18 protein-coding genes, 1 tRNA gene and 1 pseudogene are annotated in these 23,116 nt (G+C 48.0%); 13 read left to right on the top strand and 7 right to left on the bottom strand.

Features of this window, described 5'->3' with window-relative positions; genetic code table 11:
- Nucleotides 1-189: 189 nt before the first annotated feature.
- The 4 genes from hutI (at nt 190) to hutH (ending at nt 6,033) form a co-directional block, all read left to right on the top strand.
- Complete coding sequence (gene hutI, locus ACXAGQ_RS28875) at nt 190-1,422, top strand: imidazolonepropionase (protein WP_475258669.1); 1,233 nt, start codon at nt 190-192, stop codon at nt 1,420-1,422.
- Between the two features lie 10 nt (nt 1,423-1,432).
- A complete protein-coding gene (hutG, locus tag ACXAGQ_RS28870) occupies nt 1,433-2,458 on the top strand; it encodes a formimidoylglutamase (RefSeq protein ID WP_475258668.1) in 1,026 nt (341 codons plus the stop codon).
- Nucleotides 2,459-2,513: 55 nt separating this feature from the next.
- Complete coding sequence (gene hutU / locus ACXAGQ_RS28865; RefSeq protein WP_475258667.1) at nt 2,514-4,208, top strand: urocanate hydratase; 1,695 nt, start codon at nt 2,514-2,516, stop codon at nt 4,206-4,208.
- Between the two features lie 292 nt (nt 4,209-4,500).
- Nucleotides 4,501-6,033, top strand: coding sequence for a histidine ammonia-lyase (hutH, locus tag ACXAGQ_RS28860; protein WP_475258666.1), 1,533 nt, complete (start codon nt 4,501-4,503; stop codon nt 6,031-6,033).
- Between the two features lie 100 nt (nt 6,034-6,133).
- On the opposite strand, the gene ACXAGQ_RS28855 is transcribed toward hutH, so the two are convergent.
- The 6 genes and pseudogenes from ACXAGQ_RS28855 to ACXAGQ_RS28830 form a co-directional block, all read right to left on the bottom strand.
- Complete coding sequence (locus ACXAGQ_RS28855) at nt 6,134-6,868, bottom strand: DUF3726 domain-containing protein (protein WP_475258665.1); 735 nt, start codon at nt 6,866-6,868, stop codon at nt 6,134-6,136.
- Complete coding sequence (locus ACXAGQ_RS28850; protein ID WP_475258664.1) at nt 6,865-8,595, bottom strand: hypothetical protein; 1,731 nt, start codon at nt 8,593-8,595, stop codon at nt 6,865-6,867. Before ACXAGQ_RS28850 ends, ACXAGQ_RS28855 begins: the two co-directional genes overlap by 4 nt.
- A gap of 154 nt (nt 8,596-8,749) precedes the next feature.
- On the bottom strand, nt 8,750-10,342 hold the full coding sequence (locus ACXAGQ_RS28845; protein ID WP_475258663.1) for a BCCT family transporter: 1,593 nt from the start codon (nt 10,340-10,342) through the stop codon (nt 8,750-8,752).
- Between the two features lie 94 nt (nt 10,343-10,436).
- The gene (locus ACXAGQ_RS28840; protein WP_475258662.1) at nt 10,437-11,429 is read right to left on the bottom strand and encodes a membrane dipeptidase; all 993 of its coding nucleotides are present in this window, start codon (nt 11,427-11,429) and stop codon (nt 10,437-10,439) included.
- 10 nt (nt 11,430-11,439) lie between these two features.
- Nucleotides 11,440-12,900 carry an aldehyde dehydrogenase family protein gene (locus tag ACXAGQ_RS28835; protein ID WP_475258682.1) on the bottom strand — a complete coding sequence of 487 codons (1,461 nt, stop codon included), beginning with the start codon at nt 12,898-12,900 and terminating at the stop codon, nt 11,440-11,442.
- A 19-nt stretch (nt 12,901-12,919) separates the two neighbouring features.
- Nucleotides 12,920-13,201: pseudogene (locus ACXAGQ_RS28830) on the bottom strand (RidA family protein); the annotation flags it as partial.
- A 144-nt stretch (nt 13,202-13,345) separates the two neighbouring features.
- Here ACXAGQ_RS28830 and ACXAGQ_RS28825 point away from each other — a divergent pair.
- From ACXAGQ_RS28825 to ACXAGQ_RS28815, 3 genes are all read left to right on the top strand, one after another.
- Nucleotides 13,346-14,242 carry a LysR substrate-binding domain-containing protein gene (locus ACXAGQ_RS28825; protein ID WP_475258660.1) on the top strand — a complete coding sequence of 299 codons (897 nt, stop codon included), beginning with the start codon at nt 13,346-13,348 and terminating at the stop codon, nt 14,240-14,242.
- Between the two features lie 230 nt (nt 14,243-14,472).
- Complete coding sequence (locus ACXAGQ_RS28820) at nt 14,473-15,336, top strand: fructosamine kinase family protein (protein ID WP_475258659.1); 864 nt, start codon at nt 14,473-14,475, stop codon at nt 15,334-15,336.
- A gap of 504 nt (nt 15,337-15,840) precedes the next feature.
- A complete protein-coding gene (locus tag ACXAGQ_RS28815) occupies nt 15,841-16,044 on the top strand; it encodes a CPXCG motif-containing cysteine-rich protein (protein WP_475258658.1) in 204 nt (67 codons plus the stop codon).
- An 81-nt stretch (nt 16,045-16,125) separates the two neighbouring features.
- On the opposite strand, the gene ACXAGQ_RS28810 is transcribed toward ACXAGQ_RS28815, so the two are convergent.
- A complete protein-coding gene (locus ACXAGQ_RS28810; protein WP_475258657.1) occupies nt 16,126-16,740 on the bottom strand; it encodes a riboflavin synthase subunit alpha in 615 nt (204 codons plus the stop codon).
- Between the two features lie 202 nt (nt 16,741-16,942).
- Here ACXAGQ_RS28810 and ACXAGQ_RS28805 point away from each other — a divergent pair, with 202 nt between their 5' ends.
- From ACXAGQ_RS28805 to ACXAGQ_RS28780, 6 genes are all read left to right on the top strand, one after another.
- On the top strand, nt 16,943-18,706 hold the full coding sequence (locus tag ACXAGQ_RS28805) for a diguanylate cyclase domain-containing protein (protein WP_475258656.1): 1,764 nt from the start codon (nt 16,943-16,945) through the stop codon (nt 18,704-18,706).
- Between the two features lie 201 nt (nt 18,707-18,907).
- Complete coding sequence (locus tag ACXAGQ_RS28800) at nt 18,908-20,278, top strand: MATE family efflux transporter (RefSeq protein ID WP_475258655.1); 1,371 nt, start codon at nt 18,908-18,910, stop codon at nt 20,276-20,278.
- Between the two features lie 145 nt (nt 20,279-20,423).
- Nucleotides 20,424-21,422, top strand: coding sequence for a DUF3080 domain-containing protein (locus ACXAGQ_RS28795; RefSeq protein WP_475258654.1), 999 nt, complete (start codon nt 20,424-20,426; stop codon nt 21,420-21,422).
- 127 nt (nt 21,423-21,549) lie between these two features.
- The gene (locus tag ACXAGQ_RS28790) at nt 21,550-21,810 is read left to right on the top strand and encodes a DUF5062 family protein (RefSeq protein ID WP_107297765.1); all 261 of its coding nucleotides are present in this window, start codon (nt 21,550-21,552) and stop codon (nt 21,808-21,810) included.
- Between the two features lie 72 nt (nt 21,811-21,882).
- Nucleotides 21,883-22,671, top strand: a complete 789-nt coding sequence (locus ACXAGQ_RS28785; protein ID WP_475258652.1) for a ParA family protein — start codon at nt 21,883-21,885, stop codon at nt 22,669-22,671.
- A gap of 282 nt (nt 22,672-22,953) precedes the next feature.
- A tRNA-Val gene (locus tag ACXAGQ_RS28780) sits at nt 22,954-23,030 on the top strand.
- Nucleotides 23,031-23,116: the final 86 nt, after the last annotated feature.

Below are 23,116 nucleotides of genomic sequence, written 5' to 3'. Positions count from 1 at the left end.
CCTAAACGCATTTCAAACGTGCGATCCCTCTCAGAACCTGACGATTGTCAGCAATTAATTACAATTACGATCACATTTCATTTACATTCCACCTTGAAATTCAACCTCTAATTGCCTATTTATTTGTATATACATTATCTGTTTTTCGAAGCAGGTTATAGAATCGCTAAATTACTTCAGGGTCACAAAATGGATAGAGTGCTGACAAACGTCAATATGGTCACCCTCGCTGGCGAAGCTGGCTACCAAGTCATCGGCGATGCCATGATTGGTATTCAGGATGGCATGATTATGTACGCTGACCACAAGGATCATTTTGACTGCCACGGCCACCCTGAAGTCATTGATTGCCAAGGGGCGCTGGTGACACCGGGACTGATAGACTGCCACACCCATCTCGTCTTTGCCGGCAACCGCGCAGAGGAATTCGAGCAACGCCTTAATGGTGTACCGTATGAACAAATCGCTAAATCTGGCGGAGGGATCCTGTCAACTGTTCGTGCAACCCGCGAGGCATCTGAAAATGCCCTCTTCCAGCTGGCATGCGAACGCCTGCAAGGTTTAAAAAATGAAGGTGTGACCACCGTTGAAATTAAATCCGGTTATGGTCTCACCCTTGAAGATGAGCTAAAAATGCTCAGGGTTGCTCGCCGTATTGGTGAAATGCCAGATATCAATGTTTCCACTACCTTGCTCGCTGCACATGCGCTTCCACCAGAATACGCTGGTGACCCAGATGGCTATATCCAAATCATCTGTAATGAAATCATTCCAGCTGCCGCCCAAGAGCACCTAGCCGATGCTGTAGATGTGTTCTGTGAAGGCATTGGTTTTAGTACCAGCCAGTGCCAGCAAGTTTTCCAGGCTGCACAAAAGCACGACCTTGCCATTAAAGGACATACCGAACAACTTTCCAATTTAGGTGGGAGTGCCATGGCCGCACGAATGGGCGCTTTGTCAGTTGACCATATTGAATACCTCGATAACGAGGGGGTTGCAGCGCTTGCTGCATGTGGCACCGTGGCAACTTTGTTGCCTGGCGCATTTTACTTCCTTCGTGAAAGCCAAATGCCACCGCTTGATCAGCTACGTCAACTGGACGTGCCAATGGCGATCTCCACCGACTTCAACCCAGGCACATCACCCATCGCCTCTATTCGCACCATGATGAACATGGCATGTACCTTATTTCGGTTAACGCCTGAGGAGTGCCTACGTGGCGTCACAGTCAATGCAGCCAAAGCTCTGGGACTAGATGAGCAACGAGGGCAGATTTGTTCGGGCATGAAAGCGGATTTAGCCATTTGGAATTTATCTCATCCTGCTGAACTGTCATACCGTCTAGGAGTGCCTGATCTCAAGGCGCGAATAGTTAATGGCGAATTGTTCAATCACGCTGGTTTTTCTAGTTCAGGGCAATAAGGAGAATCCTATGTCGGTAGATATGAGTGTCTGGCAAGGTCGAAGCGATCCTGAAGACGGTAACCTTGGGTTACGTTGGCATGAGGTGATTAAGCCAGCAGATGAAGTGAATGATGCTGGCATTATGCTGCTCGGCTTCGCTTGTGATGAAGGTGTTTCTCGCAACAAAGGCCGTACCGGTGCCTATGACGCCCCTATCACGATTCGAAAAGCCCTGGCAAACCTTGCTTGGCACCACACCGAGCCCGTTTACGACGGCGGTGATATTTCCTGCAACGATGGCAACCTTGAACTCGCTCAAAAGCGCTTAGGGGAAGATGTCAGCCGGGCACTGCGTCAGAAACACAAAGTCATCGTTTTCGGTGGCGGCCACGAGGTTGCTTGGGGAACTTTCCAAGGTATCGGTAGTTACCTGCTGCAAAAGCAGCACGGTCAGGAAGGTGTTATTGAACCTGAAGAGTTAAACACCACCCTGCCGATTCCCAAAATTGGCATTATCAATTTCGATGCTCACTTTGACTTGCGAAATCCGCCATCTGGTGGCTCTGCCGAGCAAGGCAGTTCAGGGACACCGTTCCAACAAATCGCACGTTTTTGCGAACTACAGGGCTGGCCGTTCAACTATGCCTGCCTCGGCTTGAGCCGAGCAGCCAATACCCAGGCATTGTATGAGAAAGCCGACAAACTGGGTGTGCTTTATTTCGATGACTGTGAACTCACCCACCAACGCCTGCCACTGGTAATAGAGTCATTGGAACACTTTATCGCCCAATGCGATTACCTTTACCTGACTCTAGATATCGATGTGTTCCCAGCCAGTACTGCACCGGGCGTCAGCGCACCCGCAGCTCGTGGTGTACCACAGGACATCATTGAGCCATTGATCAATACCGTATTAGCTGCCGAAACGCCCTCGGGGGAAAAGAAAGTTCTGGTTGCTGATATGGCGGAATATAACCCGAGATTTGATATCGACAACCAAACAGCACGACTCGCTGCGCGATTGGCCTGGACCATCGCCCGTGCCCTACGTTAACCACCGCCGCTGTCTTTATAAACTATTACAGTGACAGCATTGCAAGGAGAGCCACATGACACATGATACCCAACCACGCTTGGATGAAAGCCGGACCATTATTGCCCCAACAGGCACAACGCTGAATGCCAAGTCATGGTTAACCGAAGCGCCACTTCGGATGTTGATGAATAACCTCCATCCCGACGTGGCAGAACATCCACACGCTTTGGTGGTATATGGCGGCATTGGTCGTGCTGCAAGGAACTGGCAGTGCTATGACAAAATCGTCGAAGTACTAAAACGCCTCGAAGAAGATGAAACCTTGCTGGTTCAATCCGGTAAGCCGGTTGGGGTATTCAAAACCCATAGCAACGCGCCACGCGTATTGATTGCCAATTCGAACTTGGTCCCTCACTGGGCTAACTGGGAGCATTTCAACGAGCTCGATAAAGAAGGCTTGATGATGTACGGCCAGATGACCGCAGGTAGCTGGATCTATATCGGCTCACAAGGCATCGTTCAAGGCACCTACGAAACCTTTGTTGCGATGGCAAAACAGCACTTCGGTGGTGACAGTTCGGGTCGTTGGATTTTAACCGGCGGTCTTGGTGGCATGGGTGGTGCTCAACCTTTGGCAGCTACCATGGCCGGTTTCTCAATGATTGCGGTTGAATGTGATGAAAGCCGTATCGACTATCGCCTACGTACCGGTTACGTTGATTGCAAAGCAACCTCTCTTGATGAAGCCCTAGCGATTATCGAAGAAGCGAAACAAACCGGTAAGCCTGTATCTGTAGGCCTTCTGGGCAATGCAGCCGATGTTTTCTCTGAAGTTGTTCAGCGAGGCATTGTACCAGATTGTACTACTGACCAAACCTCTGCCCATGACCCATTGAATGGTTACCTGCCGCAAGGCTGGACCATGGAACACGCTGCCGAGATGCGCCTGAGCGATGAGGCCGAGGTAGTAAAAGCTGCCAAAACGTCGATGGCAGTTCAGGTCGAAGCGATGCTTGCCCTCCAGAAAGCAGGCTCTGCCACCGTAGATTACGGTAATAACATCCGCCAGATGGCTTTTGAAGCTGGGGTGGAAAATGCATTCGACTTCCCGGGCTTTGTTCCAGCCTATATCCGTCCTTTATTCTGTGAAGGTGTGGGTCCTTTCCGCTGGGCTGCACTGTCAGGCGATCCGGAAGATATCTATAAAACAGATCAAAAAGTAAAAGAGCTGATCCCTGATAACCCTCACCTACACAATTGGCTCGATATGGCTCGTGACCGTATCCAGTTCCAAGGTTTACCTGCACGAATCTGTTGGGTAGGTCTTAAAGATCGCGCTCGCTTGGGCAAAGCGTTCAACGAAATGGTCAAGAACGGTGAGCTGAAAGCACCGATTGTCATTGGTCGAGACCACCTCGACTCCGGCTCGGTCGCCAGCCCTAACCGTGAAACCGAAGGCATGATGGACGGCTCTGACGCAGTATCTGACTGGCCACTACTTAATGCCCTGTTGAACACGGCTTCTGGCGCAACGTGGGTATCACTACACCATGGTGGTGGCGTAGGCATGGGCTTCTCACAGCACTCAGGTATGGTCATTGTCTGCGATGGAACAGATGAAGCCGCTGAACGCGTTGGCCGTGTACTACGTAATGACCCTGCTACCGGTGTTATGCGCCACGCCGATGCCGGTTACGACATTGCGGTTAACTGCGCCGAAGAGCAAGGCCTCGATTTACCGATGATCCCATCAACTCAGAATAATTAATATAAATATACCCAAGTAAATTCAAGATGCTTGGTTCAGCGAGAATTACTTGGATGGTAGGCAAGACAGCGATTTGTAGGTCTAGTGGCTCTAAATCAAAAATCGCTAACACCGCCTAATATTCAAGTAAACTCGCCCTTTGGGAGCTCATCAAGGCACCCACTCCTGTGTCAAATAACCTTGAAATAGAATAACTATTCCTAGCGGTTATTTTCCTTGGATTGAGTACCTTGATGAAGCTCTGAATCATGCAACTTGAAATCACTTGGGTATAACACCCAAAGGACGTTGTATGTACCAAATTGAAATCAATCCAGGGAAACTGTCTCTCAAGCAGCTTCGACATATTAGCCGCCACAAGGTGACGCTGTCACTCAATAATGCAGCTTATGATGACATGTTAACCAGTACCCAGGCCGTTGAACAGGTGATCGCAGAAGACAGAGTCGTTTACGGGATCAATACGGGCTTTGGTTTGCTCGCTAACACTCGTATAGCCGTCGAGGATCTAGAAACTCTGCAACGCAGTATTGTTCTTTCCCATGCCGCTGGAATTGGTCAGTTCATGGAAGATCATACGGTCAGGCTAATGATGGCACTTAAGATCAACAGCCTTGCCCGTGGTTACTCGGGGATCCGCCCGAAGGTGGTTGAAGCGCTTATCACGCTAGTTAACGCTGAAGTCTACCCTTGTATCCCGCAGAAAGGTTCCGTTGGTGCGTCTGGGGATCTTGCGCCATTGGCTCATATGAGCACGGTACTGTTGGGTGAAGGACAGGCCCGTCATAATGGCGAGGTGATTAGCGGTGCGGCAGCACTGAAAATTGCCGGTTTAGAACCTATCACGCTAGCACCCAAAGAAGGTCTGGCACTGCTCAATGGCACGCAGGCTTCCACTGCTTTTGCGCTTGAAGGTTTGTTTGCCGCCGAAGATCTGTATGCCTCAGGTACCGTCTGTGGGGCGATGTCAGTCGATGCGGCGCTTGGTAGCCGCCGTCCGTTTGACCCTCGTATCCATCGTGTACGCGGTCACCGCAGTCAGATTGATGCCGCAACGGCCTACCGCCACCTGCTAGACAAAGAGAGCGAAATTGGCTTATCCCACCAGCAGTGTGAAAAAGTCCAAGACCCGTACTCGCTACGTTGCCAGCCTCAGGTCATGGGGGCTTGCCTGCAGCAGATCAGACACTCTGCAGATATTCTGGAAGTCGAAGCCAATGCGGTTTCTGACAACCCATTGGTGTTTGCCGAAGACGGTGACATCATTTCAGGGGGTAACTTCCATGCAGAGCCGGTAGCCATGGCTGCCGATAACCTAGCACTGGCCATCGCCGAAATTGGCAGCTTGTCAGAGCGGCGTATGGCGCTGTTAATCGATAGTGGGCTGAGCAAGCTGCCTCCATTCTTGGTCGATAACGGCGGAGTGAACTCAGGCTTTATGATTGCACAGGTGACGTCAGCAGCACTGGCTAGCGAGAACAAGACCCTTGCCCACCCAGCTTCGGTCGATAGCTTACCGACATCGGCTAACCAGGAAGATCATGTCTCTATGGCCACCTTTGCAGGCCGCAGGCTCAAAGACATGGCTGAGAATACCCGGGGGATCTTGGCTGTTGAGTTACTCGCCGCTGCGCAAGGCTTGGATTTCCGCTCGCCAAACCGCAGTTCAGAGCGTTTGGAGCAAGCCAAGGAGATGCTACGTGCGCGCGTGAGCTTTTACGATAAGGATCGCTACTTTGCACCGGATATCGAAAAAGCCAATGAGCTGCTGCTGGAAGCCCATTACAACACGCTAATGCCATCGCAACTGTTGCCTAGCCTTTGAGTTAAGACTCTCAACACATTGATAGAGTGATATAAAAAGCGCCTCATATTATTTAATATGAGGCGCTTATTTTATGGTTTCCACTCTTTGCTATGCGCTATTAAACAACCAACTCCCCCGCCCCTTTGGCGGAGACTTCACTGTTCTCGACTAAGAATACCGTTGCCGCTTGCTTGAGTTTTTTCCACTCTACATCGTCAACCTCTATCCCCTCTCGCCAGGCATTTTGGTACCTAGCTCGTAAACTGGCTGAATCGATTTGCTGATACCCTTGCACACTCGGAGATGGGAGAGCGAAGTTAGAAACCGATAATTCAATGGTCATATCATGCACATTTACATTGCCTTCAGTGACTTCATCGTATTGATATAGCTCAGGGAATACACACCCTTTATTGAGCACATATAGGGTCTTTTTCGCATCAGAACCATTTGACCATTGCGCCTTACAGGCCAGCCCTTTCGCTGACAGCTTCACCAGTTCGCTATAAGCAAGCCAACGGTTATGGCAATTGCTGACATGGATAGTCAGTGATTTCGTCTCTATCATTTGCTCAACCGCATAATCAATCACGCTGGGTAAATGACAAGCGATGCTCGCTCCAGCCATGTCGACTTCAATCTGATCCAGCGTAGGCTTTACCAAGGTGACCGGGCTATCTTTTTCATTGGCCAAAAAAGGCACGGCGGTATTAAAGTGGCTAACACCATTGAGACTTACCATCTGCAGGTCAGCGACCATATTTGCTATCACATCCGCTTCACCACAGCAGCGTCGTAAACCCAGGAAGGCTTTGTATACGGCAGTCACTAGTTCATTATGAGATACAATCATTTTGCTTCTCCTGCTGGATCTTGCTCTGTTAAGCCAGCCCCTGTTAACTCTTCTGCCGATGGCAGGATTGGGAATAACCACTCACCATCGTGAATTTCATCCAGCAAGGGGGCACCTTGGAAAAAAGTCACTTGCACCCAACGGTCGGAGCGCGGGTCGAACTTGGTTGCACCAAATACCGCAAGCTTACAGCGCAACAAGTGCATAGGTAGCGAGCCTTTGTGCAAGACATTCATCTGGATATCACCCATGACTTTGTTACCCAAAGTCCATGCCCGCTTGGCAATCCCCCTGAACTGCGGATTCAATACCAAAAACTCGGCCAAAGTTTGTTGCGGCTCGATTTGTAGCAAGGCGCTATAAAGTCGATATACCTGTCGGCCAATATCCAAAGGCAACTCTCGTTCTTCACCCGCCTCTACACCCCGCACACCGAGGCGCGGCTCTTCTTTGTCTTGCGAGCGATACCAAAACCAATAGTTGTTCTCCGGCAGTTGGAAATCAGTCTCAATGGCCCAACGGTAACGACTTTCTAATAAGTGCATGAGATCTTGCACTTTCTTACCGCTGGTCAGCGCCAAAGCCTCATCACAAATCATTTTCTCCTGATAGCTATCTGCAATCTCCGGATAAAGCTCCATCACGCAAGAAAGTATGATCTCTTGAGTTTCCAGCCCAAAGCATTGCGAATGCTCAATAAGCGCATGCCAATCAGGCATGTGTTCTGGAGCTAAGTTGGCAATATCTTTACTGAAAGCGGTTAACTCTTGTATGGCCTGCTTGTTCAGTTCACGCTGGTTCTCATCAATCGTGACGACTTGTTTTAGGTGAATTACCGCCTGCTTTAGCAAATGGCTGAGCTTAGGCAGTCTAGCGTTGTCAAAAGGCTGATCTAATATCTCACCCAATGCTTGCTCACGAGTGGTCATCCACTGCTCAACAATACAAGGGTGGTTGATCAAATAAGGAGCCATCCCCAGTCCGGTGGCATTACCCACGCCAAGGTTGCGTTGCATTGAACGGTGCAAGGTTGTAGCTTCATCCCCCCCTCGCTGCTTAGCAAGATAGTGAATCCAATCAAGGCTGAACTCACGCAGTAAATACACGGCACACATCTGGGCGCTGAAAGACTGGTGGAAATCTGGGTTATCTTCCAGCAATTTGAAATCTGCAATACCGAACTTTCCGTTGCCGTATACCGCAGTCGTTCGCAGGATATAACCGACATTCGCCAACTGTTGTGGATCGGGCTGCTCACCTTGGGCAAGGCTTGACACTAAATGTTCAAATACCCTCACACTTTTATTGGCACGGGCTAACACCAAGGCACTGTTTGGGTTACGGCCTGCTTCCTGTAGCGGTACATTGGCACGCAACCTTTCGAGTAACGATGAGTCAACCTCGCCTTGAATAAGGGCAAAAGTGACATCCCATTTTTCGGCAATGACACGGTCATTACGCTCTTCATCGCTGATTTCGTCGCAGAACACCACAAGGTGATAGTGGTGCTGCTGGGTTTCCAGGCGATAAATCGCATGACCATAACCTTCAGGTGACAATTGCCAATCGTATTGGCTAACCTGCCACTTCTTCTGCGCCATCTGACGAATAAAGTAACGGACAAAGCTGATTCGGTTTTGGTGCATTGCACCTAGTCTTTCCGGTGCCATCACCACTTCTGGCTGGCGTAAGGTGTTATCAGATTTCAGGGAACGATGTGCATCCATATTGCTCACCACCAATTTTATAATTATGTTTCTGGTTTAAGGCGTCCAACTACCGCCCGGGAATGTTGTTGTAGAGTACGTATTAATTAACTATTGCCTTTTCACGCCCCTTCCGGGGCATGAAGGTATAAACTCATTAGAATTTCTAGGCCTATTAAACCCCTTGCTCTTTAGCCATCTTCATCGCAATTTTCGGGGCATCCCATAGCGAAGGCAAAAGAATGAGCGATACCGGTACGGCGGTTATCACAATGAATGACTGCAGTGCCGAGACTCCGCCGGAGCCAAGCGAAATCAAGATAAGTGCCGTCAAACCCATCATCACGCCCCAGAAGGTTCGGATGAAAGCATTTGGTTCGGTTTCACCACTGATCACCACGCTGATGGTGTAAGTCATCGAGTCACCTGTCGTCACGATGAAGATCGTGGTCAGGATCAAGAACAGAATCGATACAATTAGTGGGAACGGTAGCTGCTGGGTAATCGCCAGTAGTGCCCCCGGAAGATTGAAACCTTCAAACGCCTTACTCACTGAACCAGGGTCAGCCACTTCAAATGCCACACCGGTACCGCCAACAATGGTAAACCAGAAGCAAGTCACGAGCGGTGCCATAACACTATGAGTCATAACCAACTGGCGAATTGTGCGACCACGGGAGATACGCGCAATGAAGATTGCCATCATAGGGCCATAACCTAGGAACCAGCCCCAGAAGAACACCGTCCACCAGCTTAGCCAGCCTTCATCGCCACGGTAAGTAGACATTGGTATGAAATTATCCAACATGGTGCCAACACCTTGCAGATAACCATTAATAACAAAGCTCGTCGGGCCAACCAGCAAGATATAAAGCATCAGGCCAACCGCCAAAATAATGTTCCAGCGACTAAGGATCTGGATCCCGCGGTTCAGACCACTCAAGGCCGAGATGGTATAGATTGCAATGGCAAACAAAATAATGATCAGTTGAGTGGTAAAACCATCAGGAATGGCGAACAAGGCATTTAGAGCATAACTAATTTGCAAACCAAGGAAGCCAATAGGACCAATAGTGCCCGCCGCAACGGCAATAATGCAGCATGCATCGATTGTGGCGCCAATACCGCCTTTCAATGCCCTTTCACCCAACAATGGATATAGCAAAGTTCGTGGTTTCAGCGGCAATTCTTTATCGTAATGAAGGTGCATCAAAACAATCGATGTCAAACACCCGGTAATTGCCCATGCCAAGAACCCCCAGTGCATAAATGACTGTGAAAGGCTGTTAATCGCCTGCTGCCAAGGTGTCGCGGCCTCACCGTACAGTGGCGGAGCACTAACATAGTGAGCAATCGGCTCTGCCGCAGCCCAAAATACGCCGCCACCCGCTAAAAGCGTACACAACATGACGGCAATCCAACGGAAGGCATCGGTTTCAGGCTCATCCAGATTGCCAAGCTTCACATGGCCTGTTCTGCCTGCTGCCAAAGCGAGGCCAATCAAAAAGGTAAGTAGCAGCAGAATTTGCCAATATGGACCAAAATATTTAACCGACCAGGCAAACCCGGTATTTACAAAAGAAGACAGTAATTCATTGTCATATAGCGCCAGGGTGACAAACAGGGCGATAAAGCCGCCACTAAGCCAGAGTACCGGGTTATTGACACCGAGTTTTTCTGTTAGGGTTTCTGCTGTAGGGTGTGTGCTTTTCTGCGAAGGCTGAGTATTAATGGTTTCAGCCTTTGCCGTGTTGATAATGTCAGACATAAATTGTCTCCAGCGGTTGGTGGATTTGTCTGGGCAAAGATAATTAGGTGGCCTGCTGGAGTTATTGGAATGGCAGGCCTATTAAGAGCTTTCGTTACTGCTCAGCGGGCTGAATACCGCTTTGCAGGAAGTTGAACCAGTTACCGCCAATGATTTGGCTGGCTTCGGCTTTACTGAAGCCTGTCTTGATCAGACCGTTGTAGATGTTTTCCATCCCGCGGCTACCGCTAAACCAAGGCAAGGCATCAGGCCAGCCCGAATTACTTGCCGAACCTTCACCGTAATCCATCGCTTTCGACCAACGGCCGTTTCGCATCCATTCGAGTACCGATTGCGGTTGGTTCAGGCACAAATCGCTCCCGATCCCCAAATGTTCAACGCCGACCATATCTGCGGTACGGGCAACCATCTGGCAAAAATCGTCCAAGGTACACTGGCTACCATTTGGCAAATGGAACGGATAGAGGCTAAAGCCCAACAAACCACCTCTGGCAGTGAGTGCCTTGATAACGGTGTCCGACTTATTCCGCAACGCATCATGGGCAAAGGTCGGATTGGCATGGCTGATGCAGATCGGGCGTGCCGATAGATCAATCGCTTCAAGAGTTGAACGTTCTGCGCTGTGCGACATATCGATAATCATGCCGACACGGTTCATCTCCTCAATCACCTGCTTACCAAAGCGAGTGACACCGTTGTCGTTTTGTTCGTAGCAACCTGTCGCCAGCAGACTTTGGTTGTTGTAGGTCAGCTGCATGATCAACAGCCCCTGACGACGCATCACCTCAACCAAACCAATTTCGTCATCAATGGGTGAGCAGTTCTGCGCCCCGAACAGAATCCCGACCTTGCCTTGCGCCTTCGCGCTATCAACATCTGCCATCGACATCACCGGCATGATCAAATCTGCATTGCGTTCGAACAGCAGGTTCCACTCGGCAAAACGGGTCAAGGTTTCACGGGCATTCTCGTGATACACCAAGGTCGCGTGCACAGCATGGATACCGCTGGCCTTCAATGTCTGGAAATATTCCCGGTCCCAATGGCAGTACTGCAAGCCATCAATCACTATTTCCTGCTGGTACATAGGCCACTCCTTAGTAAGGACGCTGGTAGGCAGTTTTCACCACGGTGTAGAACTCTTTGGCGTATTGGCCTTGCTCGCGAGGACCAAAGCTCGACTCTTTGCGGCCACCAAAAGGTACGTGGTAATCCGTCCCTGCCGTCGGCAGGTTGACCATGGCACAGCCGGTTTGGATCTGCTGTTTAAACAGTGCGCTGGTGCGCAGGCTCTGGGTGATAATGCCGCCGGTTAAACCAAATCGCGTATCGTTGGCAGTGGCAATAGCTTCATCCAAATCAGACACTTTGATGACACAAGCCATGGGGGCGAAGACTTCTTCTTGGTTCACTTCCCAGCTGTTTTGGGTGTTCACAAACAGGGTTGGCGACATGTAATAGCCTTCATGTTGCAGGTTCAAGCGCTCGCCACCAAAGGCTAGCTCAGCGCCGCTTTGACGGGCTTTCTCCACCCAACCGAAGTTAGCTTCAAGCTGCTTGCCATCAACCACCGGTCCCATGAAAATGCCATCGTCTAATGCGTGGCCGACTTTCAGCTCGCTCATACGTTTGATTAACGCTTCAACATAGGCATCGTGTATACCGTCCATCACGACCAAGCGGGATGAAGCCGTACACTTCTGCCCTGCCCCGGAAAACGAGCCGGCAATGGTTGCTTCAACGGCGATTTGGATATCGGCATCGTCAGCAACAATCAAGGCATTCTTGCTCCCCATTTCAAGCTGGCAACGAACAAAGTTTGGCGCCGTGGCTGCCGCCACTTTACGGCCAGTGTCTACCGAGCCCGTGAAGCTCACCGCTTGGATCTGGGTAGAGTTAATCAGCGTATCCCCGACTTCCGCCCCGCTGCCCAGAACCAAGTTGAACGTACCGGCTGGCAAGCCTTGGCGGGCAATGATTTCAGTCAGCGCCACGGCACTGGCTGGGGTTAGATTGGCCGGCTTCCAAATCACACTGTTACCAAAGGCCAATGCTGGGGCAATCTTCCATGCTGCTGTCGCTGTCGGGAAATTCCAAGGCGAGATAATAGCCACCGTTCCCACGGCTTCCCGAGTCACTTCCACAGAGACACCCGGTCGAACAGAAGCGGCGGTATCACCAACCTGGCGTAGCACCTCAGCGGCGTAATACTGGAAGAACTGGCCGGCGCGGTAGATCTCACCACGACCTTCAGCGAACGGCTTACCTTCCTCGCTGGATAACAAGCGGCCCAGTTCGTCACAACGGGCGATTAGCTCGTCACCAATGGCCTGTAGTACTGCCAGCTTGCGCTCCATCGGGGTTTTCTCCCACTCAGGTTGCGCTTCATTAGCCGCATCAATGGCTTGTTGAACCTGAGCTTGGCTGGCTTGGGCAAAGTCACCCAAATTCTCGCTGATATCTGATGGGTTGATATTTGCAACAGTGCGCTGGCCTGATTGCCACTCACCTGCGATATAAAGGGATTGCTCTGCTTGAATTGTCATTTTTGTTGTCATTGCCATTTCCTTATTCCTTCACGGTGGCAAGGTACTCTCTGTCAGTCACATAGATCAGTACCTGCAATACTGAATCCAATGACTCACCCGCACACTCCAAGGTGTGGACTAGGTTATCCAGTATTTTGCGGGTCTGGGCCTCAATCCCGCCTTCCACCACCACACCATTCTGGTCGATAGGGATCTGCGCGGTGTAGAGTGTTCCATTATGGGTAATGGCCCACTCAAGCGGGGCTTTCGATGCAAAGAGAGAGGTTTTGACAGCTTGCTTTTTATCTTGAAGACTCACGCTCAACTCCATTTTTTGTAACCGACATGTTTCGAGATGGTTAAATCATGCACTACCCGTACTGATATATCTAACGGTTAATTTTTTACAATTGATAAATTTTATTTAACACTTTGAATCAGGCATGATGGATAAAGGGCTAACAAGGAGGTAGCAATGGGGATTAAGCTTCAGCAAATGATTCATTTTGTGATGGTGGTCGAAGAAGGCGGCTTTAGGGCTGCGGCAAAACGGGCAAACCGTTCGCAGGCTGCCCTGTCTACTTCTGTCAAAGAGTTAGAAAGGACGTTGGGCCAGGCGTTGTTTGAAACCGGGCATAAAGCGCAACTCACGCCATTTGGTAAAGTGTCATACCCTAAGATTTCCCAATTCTTAAATATTTACAATGACCTAGATAATGATCTAAAAGCCATTGCCTCTGGTCAGCAAGGCAAAGTGCGCATCGCTTGTGTTCCTTCCGTTGCCGCTAAACTGATCCCGAGCGTGTTGGCAGCATTTTGTGAACGCTACCCAAAAGTAGAAGTCAGCTTGATAGACGATAACGCCGCAGGGGTTGAAGCCAGGTTATTAGCCGGAGAAGTCGATTTAGCCTTGGGGAACTGCTCACAGGTTGAAGATGATGCCATCTCTTTCACTCCTTTGCTGTCTGACCCACTAGGCGTGGTTTGCCTACAGGACAACCCTCTCGCCCATCATGAACAAGGGGTTAATTGGGAAACCTTGCTCAAACAACCCTTCATTCGTAATGGTACCTGTACTTTACTGGAATCGACGCCTGCCCATGTGCTCAGTGAAAAAGCCCTCTATTCCGTCGAGAACATCACCTCATTATTTTCCGTTTTGGAACTAGGAATAGGTATTACCACCCTGCCAAAACTGGCTTTTCCTACCAATGAAACCAAGCTGGTCTGGCGTCCATTGATTGATCCGCCACTGAAGCGTGATATCGGTATTTTCCGCCTCACCGACCGGACAATTTCGCCACAGGCAAGTGCTTTTTATTCCCTTTGCGTTGAATACCTTATGTATACCGGCGAAGCACTGAATCAATAAGAGGCTGACAATAAGGCGGCTCAGATCCCCCACCCAGCAAGCCAGTACATAAACGAAGACAAAGAAGTACTAATTGATGCCCAATGGAAAATTAATCAAACGTTAATATGCCCTTATTTGGCAATAAACATTAAAACCTTGATAAATACCCAGTTATTAGCTCAATAAATAGACTACTATGTTGAGAGGCAACGAGCCCAACTGCATATTGATGTTTTGTGGAGGATGCTATGTGGCAAGCAATTTCTCACCAACTTTCTGAGGTATTGGATAGACCATTCAAAATCAGTGAAAAGGAAGTGCTTGAAGGCGGTGACATTAATGAATGCTACTGCATCGGCGACGAAAACGAACGCTACTTCGTCAAACTCAATGACCGCGAGCGGCTTGTGATGTTTGAAACTGAAGCCGAAAGCCTGAGAGTGCTAAACGAAACTGACTGCATTCAGGTGCCCCAGTTTATACATTTGGGCGCGACCAAAGACCGTGCTTTCATTGTGCTGAACTACTTGCCAACCAAAGTGATCGATAATCAATCGGCTTACACCCTTGGTGAACAATTGGCACGAATGCATGCCTGGGGCGATCAGGGTGAATACGGCTTTGATCTAGACAACTATGTGGGCCGAACCCCGCAGCCCAACAAGTGGCGTAGAAAGTGGTGCCGTTTTTTTGCCGAACAGCGCATTGCGTGGCAATTGCAGCTCTGTTCGGAAAAAGGGATCAATTTTGGCAACATTGACACGATCACTAGCAAGGTTATCGACCTGCTTGTCCACCACCAGCCTAAGCCCTCTTTGCTGCATGGGGATCTTTGGCATGGCAATACCGCCCTCACCGTCACCGGCCCGATCATTTTTGATCCTGCCTGTTACTGGGGTGATCGTGAATGTGATATCGCCATGACTGAGCTCTTTGGTGGCTTCCCGCCAAGCTTTTACGAAGGCTACCAATCTGTCTGGCCGCTGGACGATGGCTACGAGGAGCGAAAAACGCTCTATAACCTCTATCATGTTCTCAATCACTGTAACTTATTCGGTGGCAGCTACATCACCCAAGCAGAGCAGATGATGGAAGAGCTCGGGCTAAAATAAGCCTATTTTAACGGTTCGTCATTGGTGTGATATTTCAACTATTTAAAGCCGGAGCGATCACTTGCTCCGGTTTATGATATTTGCATCCACACAAATCAAAAAGAATCTACTGCAGATCGTAAACTTAACTCGTTACTCGAAATAAATAAGCACTTTATTGCATTACTGAGCAACTGGCTATTTTTGAAAAGGTGTAAATTAAGCCATCTTTTTTATTGCACCTTTTTACTCCCTTGCATTCACTCAAGAAATGTTCCAATTCTGACCTACGTTTTATTTTATCAATATAAACAGAAATTTATACGTCCAGTCTTTTTTCGTGTTCTAACTTCTGACTTTTATTTCTTTTTCAGTTTTTTCTATCACTTCAAACTTTATAGTTAATTTGAGGCGAAAACGAACGCTTAACGCTAGAGTTAAATCATCGAACTGAGTCAGTCGCGTTGTTAAGAATTATCGCAAATTGGATGCTAATTCTTGTCGTAAGTTTGCAAGGAGTACGAAATGAAAAACTTTACAGAGCAGACAGTAGCCTGTCCACATTGCGGTCACAACATTCGGATAACCCTTGATGCCAGTGCAGGTAGCCAAGAGTTCTACGATGACTGCCCGGCTTGCTGTCATGCAATCCATTTAAACATGCAAGTTGATGAGTTACACAAAACCATCAATTTGTTTGTCGACGCTGATGATGAGCAAATATTCTAGATTCCATTTTTTAAATGATTTCTATCTGCAAATAAAAAACCCTACATTAATGTAGGGTTTTTTATTACTTAGAAGGCTGAATTACCCAATCCCTTTTTCCGCTAGCACCCTTTCAACCGTATCGACAATCGCCTGGGTTTGAGGATCAATTTCAATATTGACTTGAGCGCCAATTTTCTTTTCACCAAATAATGTTCTTTGGAGTGTTTCGGGGATAAGGTGAACACAGAATCGTGTCTCTTCAACCGTACCAATCGTCAACGAACAACCATCAAGACCAATATATCCTTTGCGTAAAATATATTTGTTGTATGAATCTGGGATTGCAAACCAAATCGTCGTGTTATTTGGCGAAACTTCAATATCAACAATTTGCGTTACGGCATTGATATGGCCTGACATAGAATGACCACCTATTTCATCACCAAACTTTGCCGCACGCTCAATGTTCACCTTATCACCAACATTAAGCTCTCCAAGGTTAGTGACAGCCAAGGTTTCTTGCATCAAATCAAAAGAGACATTATCCCCTTCAAGTTTAGTGACTGTGAGACAGCATCCGTTATGGGCCACTGAAGCGCCAATTTCCAATCCTTCCCGCATATTGCCAAACAAACGAACAACATGGGTTTGAAACGCTTCTTTCTTCTCGATCGCAATAACTTCTGCGGTACCCTGAACAATTCCGGTAAACATGACAACTCCTGCGGATAAGTTAACTTTCAGAATGTTAGCAGTAAAATAGCTCGGTAAAAAGCAAGCCAAATTGCACTCTTAGGTTTTACCCTATATCCTCTGCACATAATTTAAATTTTCACAAAGCTCGTAGTGAGTTGGATGCAAGATGCTTAAACACCTAAGAAATAATCTTAACCGACATATACAGGTGTTATTAGCAGTGATTGTTGTGTTAACCGCGCTTCCTATTGGCTTCCTATGGCACCAAAGTGCCGTCAGGATTGTCCATCACACCATAGAGAACATCTACCAACACGCAAGCCAAGCCGTTATCAATCATCTTGATGAATTTTTCACAGATGCCAATAAAGTCTATGAACACCAAGAACGCATCCAACTGGAATTGAGTAAAATCGTTGAAGACAGGGAAGCTTTACTTCTCCACATCACCAATGTACTCAACCATCATGACGAAATTGATTATTTCTACTTTGGCAATATTGATGGAGGGCTGCTTTCCGCAGGCCATCAAGGTAATGAACATTATTTCCTGATAGAAACCGAAAATGGCAAAGCAGGAAAACTGCAGCACTATGAATCAGACCACTTTGGCAGCAAGGGAAATCTCATCGATTCAACCGATAACTTCGATGCCAGAGACAAAGAGTGGTTCCAAAATGCCACTCAGGTTAACTATCCGGTTTGGAGTAATATTTACGCCGGTGCCTTTGACCCTACCCTACTTGGCATTACGCTTTCCAAAGCCCAACACGATGAGAATGGTAAATTGCTGGGCGTCTGGGGCTTAGACTTAACCCTCAATACCGTTATCCAAGAGTTGAGCAAGAGTAAACTCAGTGAGCACGGTGATGTGGTTCTGTTTTATAAGAACCAAGTCATTTTGGCCAGCACGTCTGAATCTCACCTACCTATTGGCGGCACCCTGGCGAAAATTAATCACAGTACAGCCCCGATCCTCAATAAGTTGGTCAATAAAGACCACAACAAGGGTAACAGCCTGTTGCTTGTTGAGCATAAAGGTAAAGAGTGGGCTGGGTTTATCACTGATTACAACCTAGCGAAAAGTGATTTGGTCAAAATTGCCTTCTATTCGCCGATGACTGACTTTGCACCAGAGTTAGTGACCGCGCAACGTGTTGCTATTTTGCTCACTATTATTTTGGTGATCATTGCTATCTTGCTGGGTCGAAAAGCAGCTGGTCATATTCGTTTACCCATTCAATCTCTGACTCGGGCAGCAGAGCAAATCAGCCAAGGTCGCTGGGGTAGCAAAATTGCCATTACCCGTGATGACGAACTCGGCACACTCGCCAAGTCATTCAATAAGATGCAGCACAACCTTGAGCTAACCATTCACAAGCTTGATAGCCAGCAACAAGAAACCAAGCGCCTTAATGCCCTTCTGGCACAGCAAAACCAAGAGCTGGAAGCTAGGGTAAATGAGCGCACGCAGGCCCTAAGTTCAGCCAATGCAAAACTGCACAAAATGGCCTACTACGATGTGCTGACTGGCATCGCTAACCGCCGCTACTTTTGGCAGCAGCTTGATGAAAAATGTATCTACCACCGAGGTTGGCTGCTCATCCTAGATATCGATAATTTCAAACACATCAATGACGCCTATGGGCATATTGAAGGGGACAATATCCTCAAGCACTTCACTGAGGTCAGCCGGGAGGCTTTACCTGAAAACTGTCTGTTTGGTCGCATTGGCGGTGAAGAATTTGCGATATGGTTAAAAGGACTATCTCGCGAAGACGTTGAAGTTATCACCCAAGGTTTGCTATCGGCACTTGCTCAAACCCCGTATTCAAACGAGGTGATTTCGGTGATTGTTTCAACCAGCATAGGTGCAAGCCGTTGTACGGCCAATCCACAAAAATCCTATGCGGTTGCAGATCAACTGCTCTATGAGGCAAAGCTTGGCGGAAAAAACAGAGCGGAAATAGAGCAGGACGATTAACCGCCGTGTACAATCCCTTCGTGAAGGCTGACTGATTAGAGAGGCTGAAAGCGATACAATAAAAGCAGAATTTCACACCTATAACTGTCTGATATTTAACAACGATTATTAATTACTCTCTTTTTAACTACTGTGAATTGTATCGTTTAAGCGAATCGTTATAATTCCCGCGTTATTTACTCTTCAATCAGGAGCGCTTTCGTGCACAACTATCGGCGTGAAACACGCCACCTTCTAAAATTGGCCATTCCTGTACTGATAGCTTCAGTTGCTCAAACGTCCATGGGATTTGTCGATACCGTTATGGCAGGTGGCGTCAGTGCAACAGACATGGCTGCCGTATCGGTTGCTGCCAGTATCTGGCTGCCTGCGATCCTGTTTGGTGTTGGTCTGCTTATCGCCCTTGTACCTATAGTTGCTACCCTAAACGGCTCTGGCAAACGCGATAAAATCCCTTTTGAAGTCCAGCATGGTTTCCTGCTTGCCGCATTAATCTCTGTACCTATCATCTTAGTGCTCTATAACGCGAGTTCACTGATTGACATGATGGATGTCGAAGAGGCTTTGGCAGAGAAAACCACGGGCTACCTGTATGCGGTATTGTTTGCCGTTCCGGGATTCCTGTTCTTCCAAACCCTGAAAAGCTTCACTGAAGGCGTTTCAATGACTGTGCCTGCTATGGTAATTGGGTTTATTGGTCTGGCCTGCAACATCCCACTTAACTGGATCTTTGTTTACGGTAAGTTTGGTGCACCCGCTCTAGGAGGGGTCGGCTGTGGTGTCGCGACCGCGATTGTCTACTGGCTGATGTTCTTCTCGATGTTGGTATACATTCGCTACAATAAAAAACTGCGTAGCGTGGGTATTTTCGACCACTGGCAGAAGCCGCAGATTAAAGCGGTCACCCGCCTGTTCCGCCTAGGCTTTCCAGTTGCCGCTTCTATCTTTTTTGAAGTCTCATTATTTGCCGCTATTGCATTGCTGATTTCACCTTTAGGTTCAACCATAGTGGCCGCCCACCAGGTCGCCAGTAACTTTTCGTCGCTGATCTTTATGATCCCGATGAGCTTAGGCGCAGCGCTAAGTATTCGAGTTGGCCACCTTCTTGGCCGACAAGACTTCAACGAAGCCAAAATTGCTAGCCGTTGTGGTTTGATTGTAGCCTTTGTGACTGCTGCAATGACTGCGGTAATGACAGTTGTACTCCGCGAGCCTATTGCCGAGATGTACACCAATAACCGTGAAGTAATCATGATTGCTGGACAGCTATTGTTCTTGGCAGCTATCTACCAATGTACCGATGCCATCCAGGTGGTCGCAGCTGGTGCATTAAGGGGCTATAAAGACATGCGGGCGATCTTCATCCGTACCTTTATTGCCTACTGGATCCTCGGCCTGCCGATTGGCTATATACTCGGCATGACAGATTGGATAGTAGACCCAATGGGTCCACATGGCTTCTGGTTCGGAAACATTATCGGCCTAACCGCTGCAGCACTTATGTTGGCTTCTAGGATGTTCTGGGTACAGAAACAAGATGACGACGCGCAATTGCAGATGTCTTTGCGCTAAGTTAGATTTCCTTGCAAGTTCAAGAATTAAAGGCGGCCAATGGTCGCCTTTTTGTTTTGCTGCGTATACTTACCATACTACTAGTGACTAATACTAAAGCATGTATACAAAGCCCTTCATTTTATTACAATTGCTTTTTTTACTGTTGGCTCTTACGGGGTGTGAGCCCAATACTGCCAAACGCAGTTTCAATACCTATAATGATAGGCTAGCCAATGTCCTTGACACCCCACCGGCAACGATAAATGACGATGAGTTAGAAGCTTTCCCTGAACCAAGGGAGCTACTACTTCCAGTTGAAGATATCCGTATCGATTTGCTTGATGCCTATGAGCTGAGAAAGTGCGGCCTGTTTAACCTAATTGCAGAGCGCAACTCAATCCTTGGAAAGGTGCAGGACAAAACACGGCAACTAAGATACGAACTCATTCTGTTAAATGGCCTTAATCACTGCCAGGAGACATTACCGGATGATTCAGAAGTACTGCCCATGCTTGATGGTTTCAAACAACAAAAGCAAGCCCAACTCGCCCATCACCTTTGGAATATGTTCACAACGGAAAAAGAATGGCGGCAGCAACTGGCCATACATCATCAACCCTTTGAGCTGGGCCTATTTTATGGCTTCGATGAAAGCCTAAATGCATTTAACTACCTTGCCTTTATCCAACAGCATATCCAGGCTGGTACCAGTGTTGGAGAAAAACAGGCTGATAGGCTTATCGAACACCAAGAACAGCTTCATGCCCACCACTACTTCGGGCAGCTTATTTTTTCCATGCATCTCTCTACCTTATGGCTAAATAGCATTACCAGCATGCTAGAAGATAATGAGTCGGCGCTCATTTGCGGTCCAAACCGTAACCAGCAACAAGCCGAATACCTAAGCAATGTTTTCTACAAATTCTTTGTTAACGAGCTACAGCCATATCTTGCTGAACTGGATTCCCAGTACCAGCAAATCTCACCAGCCCTGAGCGAACTGCTCAACCCGACTCTCGCCAACAACCAGGCTATCACCCCTTACTACAATTCATACCTCAGCGGTGAACTTCACGACAAGTTCAGGCAGGCAACGCTCAAGCACGTCGGCTTTTGGCAGAGAACCTTCAAGCGCTGCAATATCAAAGTGGGTATCCACTAACTCGCTAATGGTTACTGCTGCTCTGCTAACAATTTCAAAGACTCAGCGCAAAGAAATGCGCCATGTTGCTATAAATGCTAGGCAACAGGCTCTAAGATGAAACTAACGACATTAGGCGGAGCCAGAAATGAAGAAAAACAAGAACGATGCAAAACTACTGAAAAAAGCACTCGAGCTGGGCATGGCTTTTGCCCAAAAACAAGGGTTTGATGATTTAGACAAGTCCGTGTCATCGAAAGACAAAGTGGAATGCATTTACCGCTTATTGGTTCAGTTCAAGCAAATCACCCCGCTCCCTGAAGACAAGGAAGATGGTCCGAATATGAAACATAAGCTGATTTTGTGGATTTCACGGCTTCTGCCACCCGACCACGAGCTATTACAATAAGCATTGCCGCTCATATTAGGCTAAGATAGCGTATTCTTTTTACACATAGTTACCAAGGTAGGTTCAAGCATTATGCGTCGTGTTGTCTTCAATCAAAAAGGCGGGGTCGGTAAATCCAGTATTACAGCCAACCTTGCCGCCATCAGTGCCGCTCAAGGCTATAAAACCCTTCTTATCGACTTGGATGTCCAAGGTAACAGCAGCCATTACCTTGGCTTTGATATCAACACCGACAACAACAAGAATATTGCAGAGCTACTAAACCAAACTGTCGGGTGGTTTTCAGTATCTACTCCTATAAAGTCTTACCCTCAAGCCACACCATTTGAAAACCTCGATATTATTCCTTCCAGCCCTAAGCTTGAAAAAATCGAATCAGAGCTAGAGCGCCGTTACAAGATATACAAGCTACGCGATGCCCTCGATGAACTGGACAAGGAATATGACCGGATTTATATCGATACCCCGCCCAACTTGAATTTCTTTAGCAAAGCAGCGCTTATCGGTGCCAATAAGCTGTTAATTCCGTTTGATTGCGACAGTTTCTCGCAGCAAGCCTTGATGACCTTGCTAAACAATGTTGCGGAATTACGTGATGACCATAACCCCAAGCTCGAAGTAGAAGGGGTTATTGTCAATATGTTCAACGCGCAGGCCAAGTTCCCAGCGCAGATTATCGCAGATCTAAAAGATATTGGCTTACCTATCCTTGAGCCTTACCTGCCGCTTTCTATCAAGATGAAAGAGTCACATTACCATCAGCAGCCGTTGATCCATTTGCTGCCCTCGCACAAGCTTACCCAGTCATTCAACGCTTTGTTTGAAACACTAGAGCAGACAGAAAACGCTGAGGTCAGCTAAAGCCCGGTAGTCAGGGAGTTTTATCACCGTTCACATACGCCAGCAGCCATCAACAATGACTGCTGGCGTTGTTTTATCAGGCTTTCAAATGCCATAACCCGCAAAATCAACGATGGATAAAAGTGATTGAAATCACAATTTTATCCACTATGGTGGTGAGAAATAATCCGCCGCGCTCAAAGCATAAGCAAACAGTCACCATAACTTAAAAAAGGTAACTCAAACACTTGCGCCGAAGATCATCACTCGCTAATATGCTTCTCGTTCCCACGGGGACACAGTACGACCGTAGCTCAGCTGGTTAGAGCACCACCTTGACATGGTGGGGGTCGGTGGTTCGAGTCCACTCGGTCGTACCAATTTCTAGCTTAAATCTAGAACACAATTTGCGTCTGTAGCTCAGCTGGTTAGAGTACTACCTTGACATGGTAGGGGTCGGTGGTTC

Source organism: Photobacterium sp. ABD4_091 (assembly GCF_056160145.1).
The sequence above is the reverse complement of the archived record's forward strand: the minus strand, read 5'-3'. Positions and strand labels throughout refer to the sequence as shown.

Coding starts and splice junctions, on each gene's coding strand:
- hutI (WP_475258669.1), top strand. CDS start 190: ATGGATAGAGTGCTGACAAACGTCAATATGGTCACCCTCGCTGGCGAA.
- hutG (WP_475258668.1), top strand. CDS start 1,433: ATGTCGGTAGATATGAGTGTCTGGCAAGGTCGAAGCGATCCTGAAGAC.
- hutU (WP_475258667.1), top strand. CDS start 2,514: ATGACACATGATACCCAACCACGCTTGGATGAAAGCCGGACCATTATT.
- hutH (WP_475258666.1), top strand. CDS start 4,501: ATGTACCAAATTGAAATCAATCCAGGGAAACTGTCTCTCAAGCAGCTT.
- ACXAGQ_RS28855 (WP_475258665.1), bottom strand. CDS start 6,868: ATGATTGTATCTCATAATGAACTAGTGACTGCCGTATACAAAGCCTTC.
- ACXAGQ_RS28850 (WP_475258664.1), bottom strand. CDS start 8,595: ATGGATGCACATCGTTCCCTGAAATCTGATAACACCTTACGCCAGCCA.
- ACXAGQ_RS28845 (WP_475258663.1), bottom strand. CDS start 10,342: ATGTCTGACATTATCAACACGGCAAAGGCTGAAACCATTAATACTCAG.
- ACXAGQ_RS28840 (WP_475258662.1), bottom strand. CDS start 11,429: ATGTACCAGCAGGAAATAGTGATTGATGGCTTGCAGTACTGCCATTGG.
- ACXAGQ_RS28835 (WP_475258682.1), bottom strand. CDS start 12,900: ATGACAACAAAAATGACAATTCAAGCAGAGCAATCCCTTTATATCGCA.
- ACXAGQ_RS28825 (WP_475258660.1), top strand. CDS start 13,346: ATGGGGATTAAGCTTCAGCAAATGATTCATTTTGTGATGGTGGTCGAA.
- ACXAGQ_RS28820 (WP_475258659.1), top strand. CDS start 14,473: ATGTGGCAAGCAATTTCTCACCAACTTTCTGAGGTATTGGATAGACCA.
- ACXAGQ_RS28815 (WP_475258658.1), top strand. CDS start 15,841: ATGAAAAACTTTACAGAGCAGACAGTAGCCTGTCCACATTGCGGTCAC.
- ACXAGQ_RS28810 (WP_475258657.1), bottom strand. CDS start 16,740: ATGTTTACCGGAATTGTTCAGGGTACCGCAGAAGTTATTGCGATCGAG.
- ACXAGQ_RS28790 (WP_107297765.1), top strand. CDS start 21,550: ATGAAGAAAAACAAGAACGATGCAAAACTACTGAAAAAAGCACTCGAG.
- ACXAGQ_RS28785 (WP_475258652.1), top strand. CDS start 21,883: ATGCGTCGTGTTGTCTTCAATCAAAAAGGCGGGGTCGGTAAATCCAGT.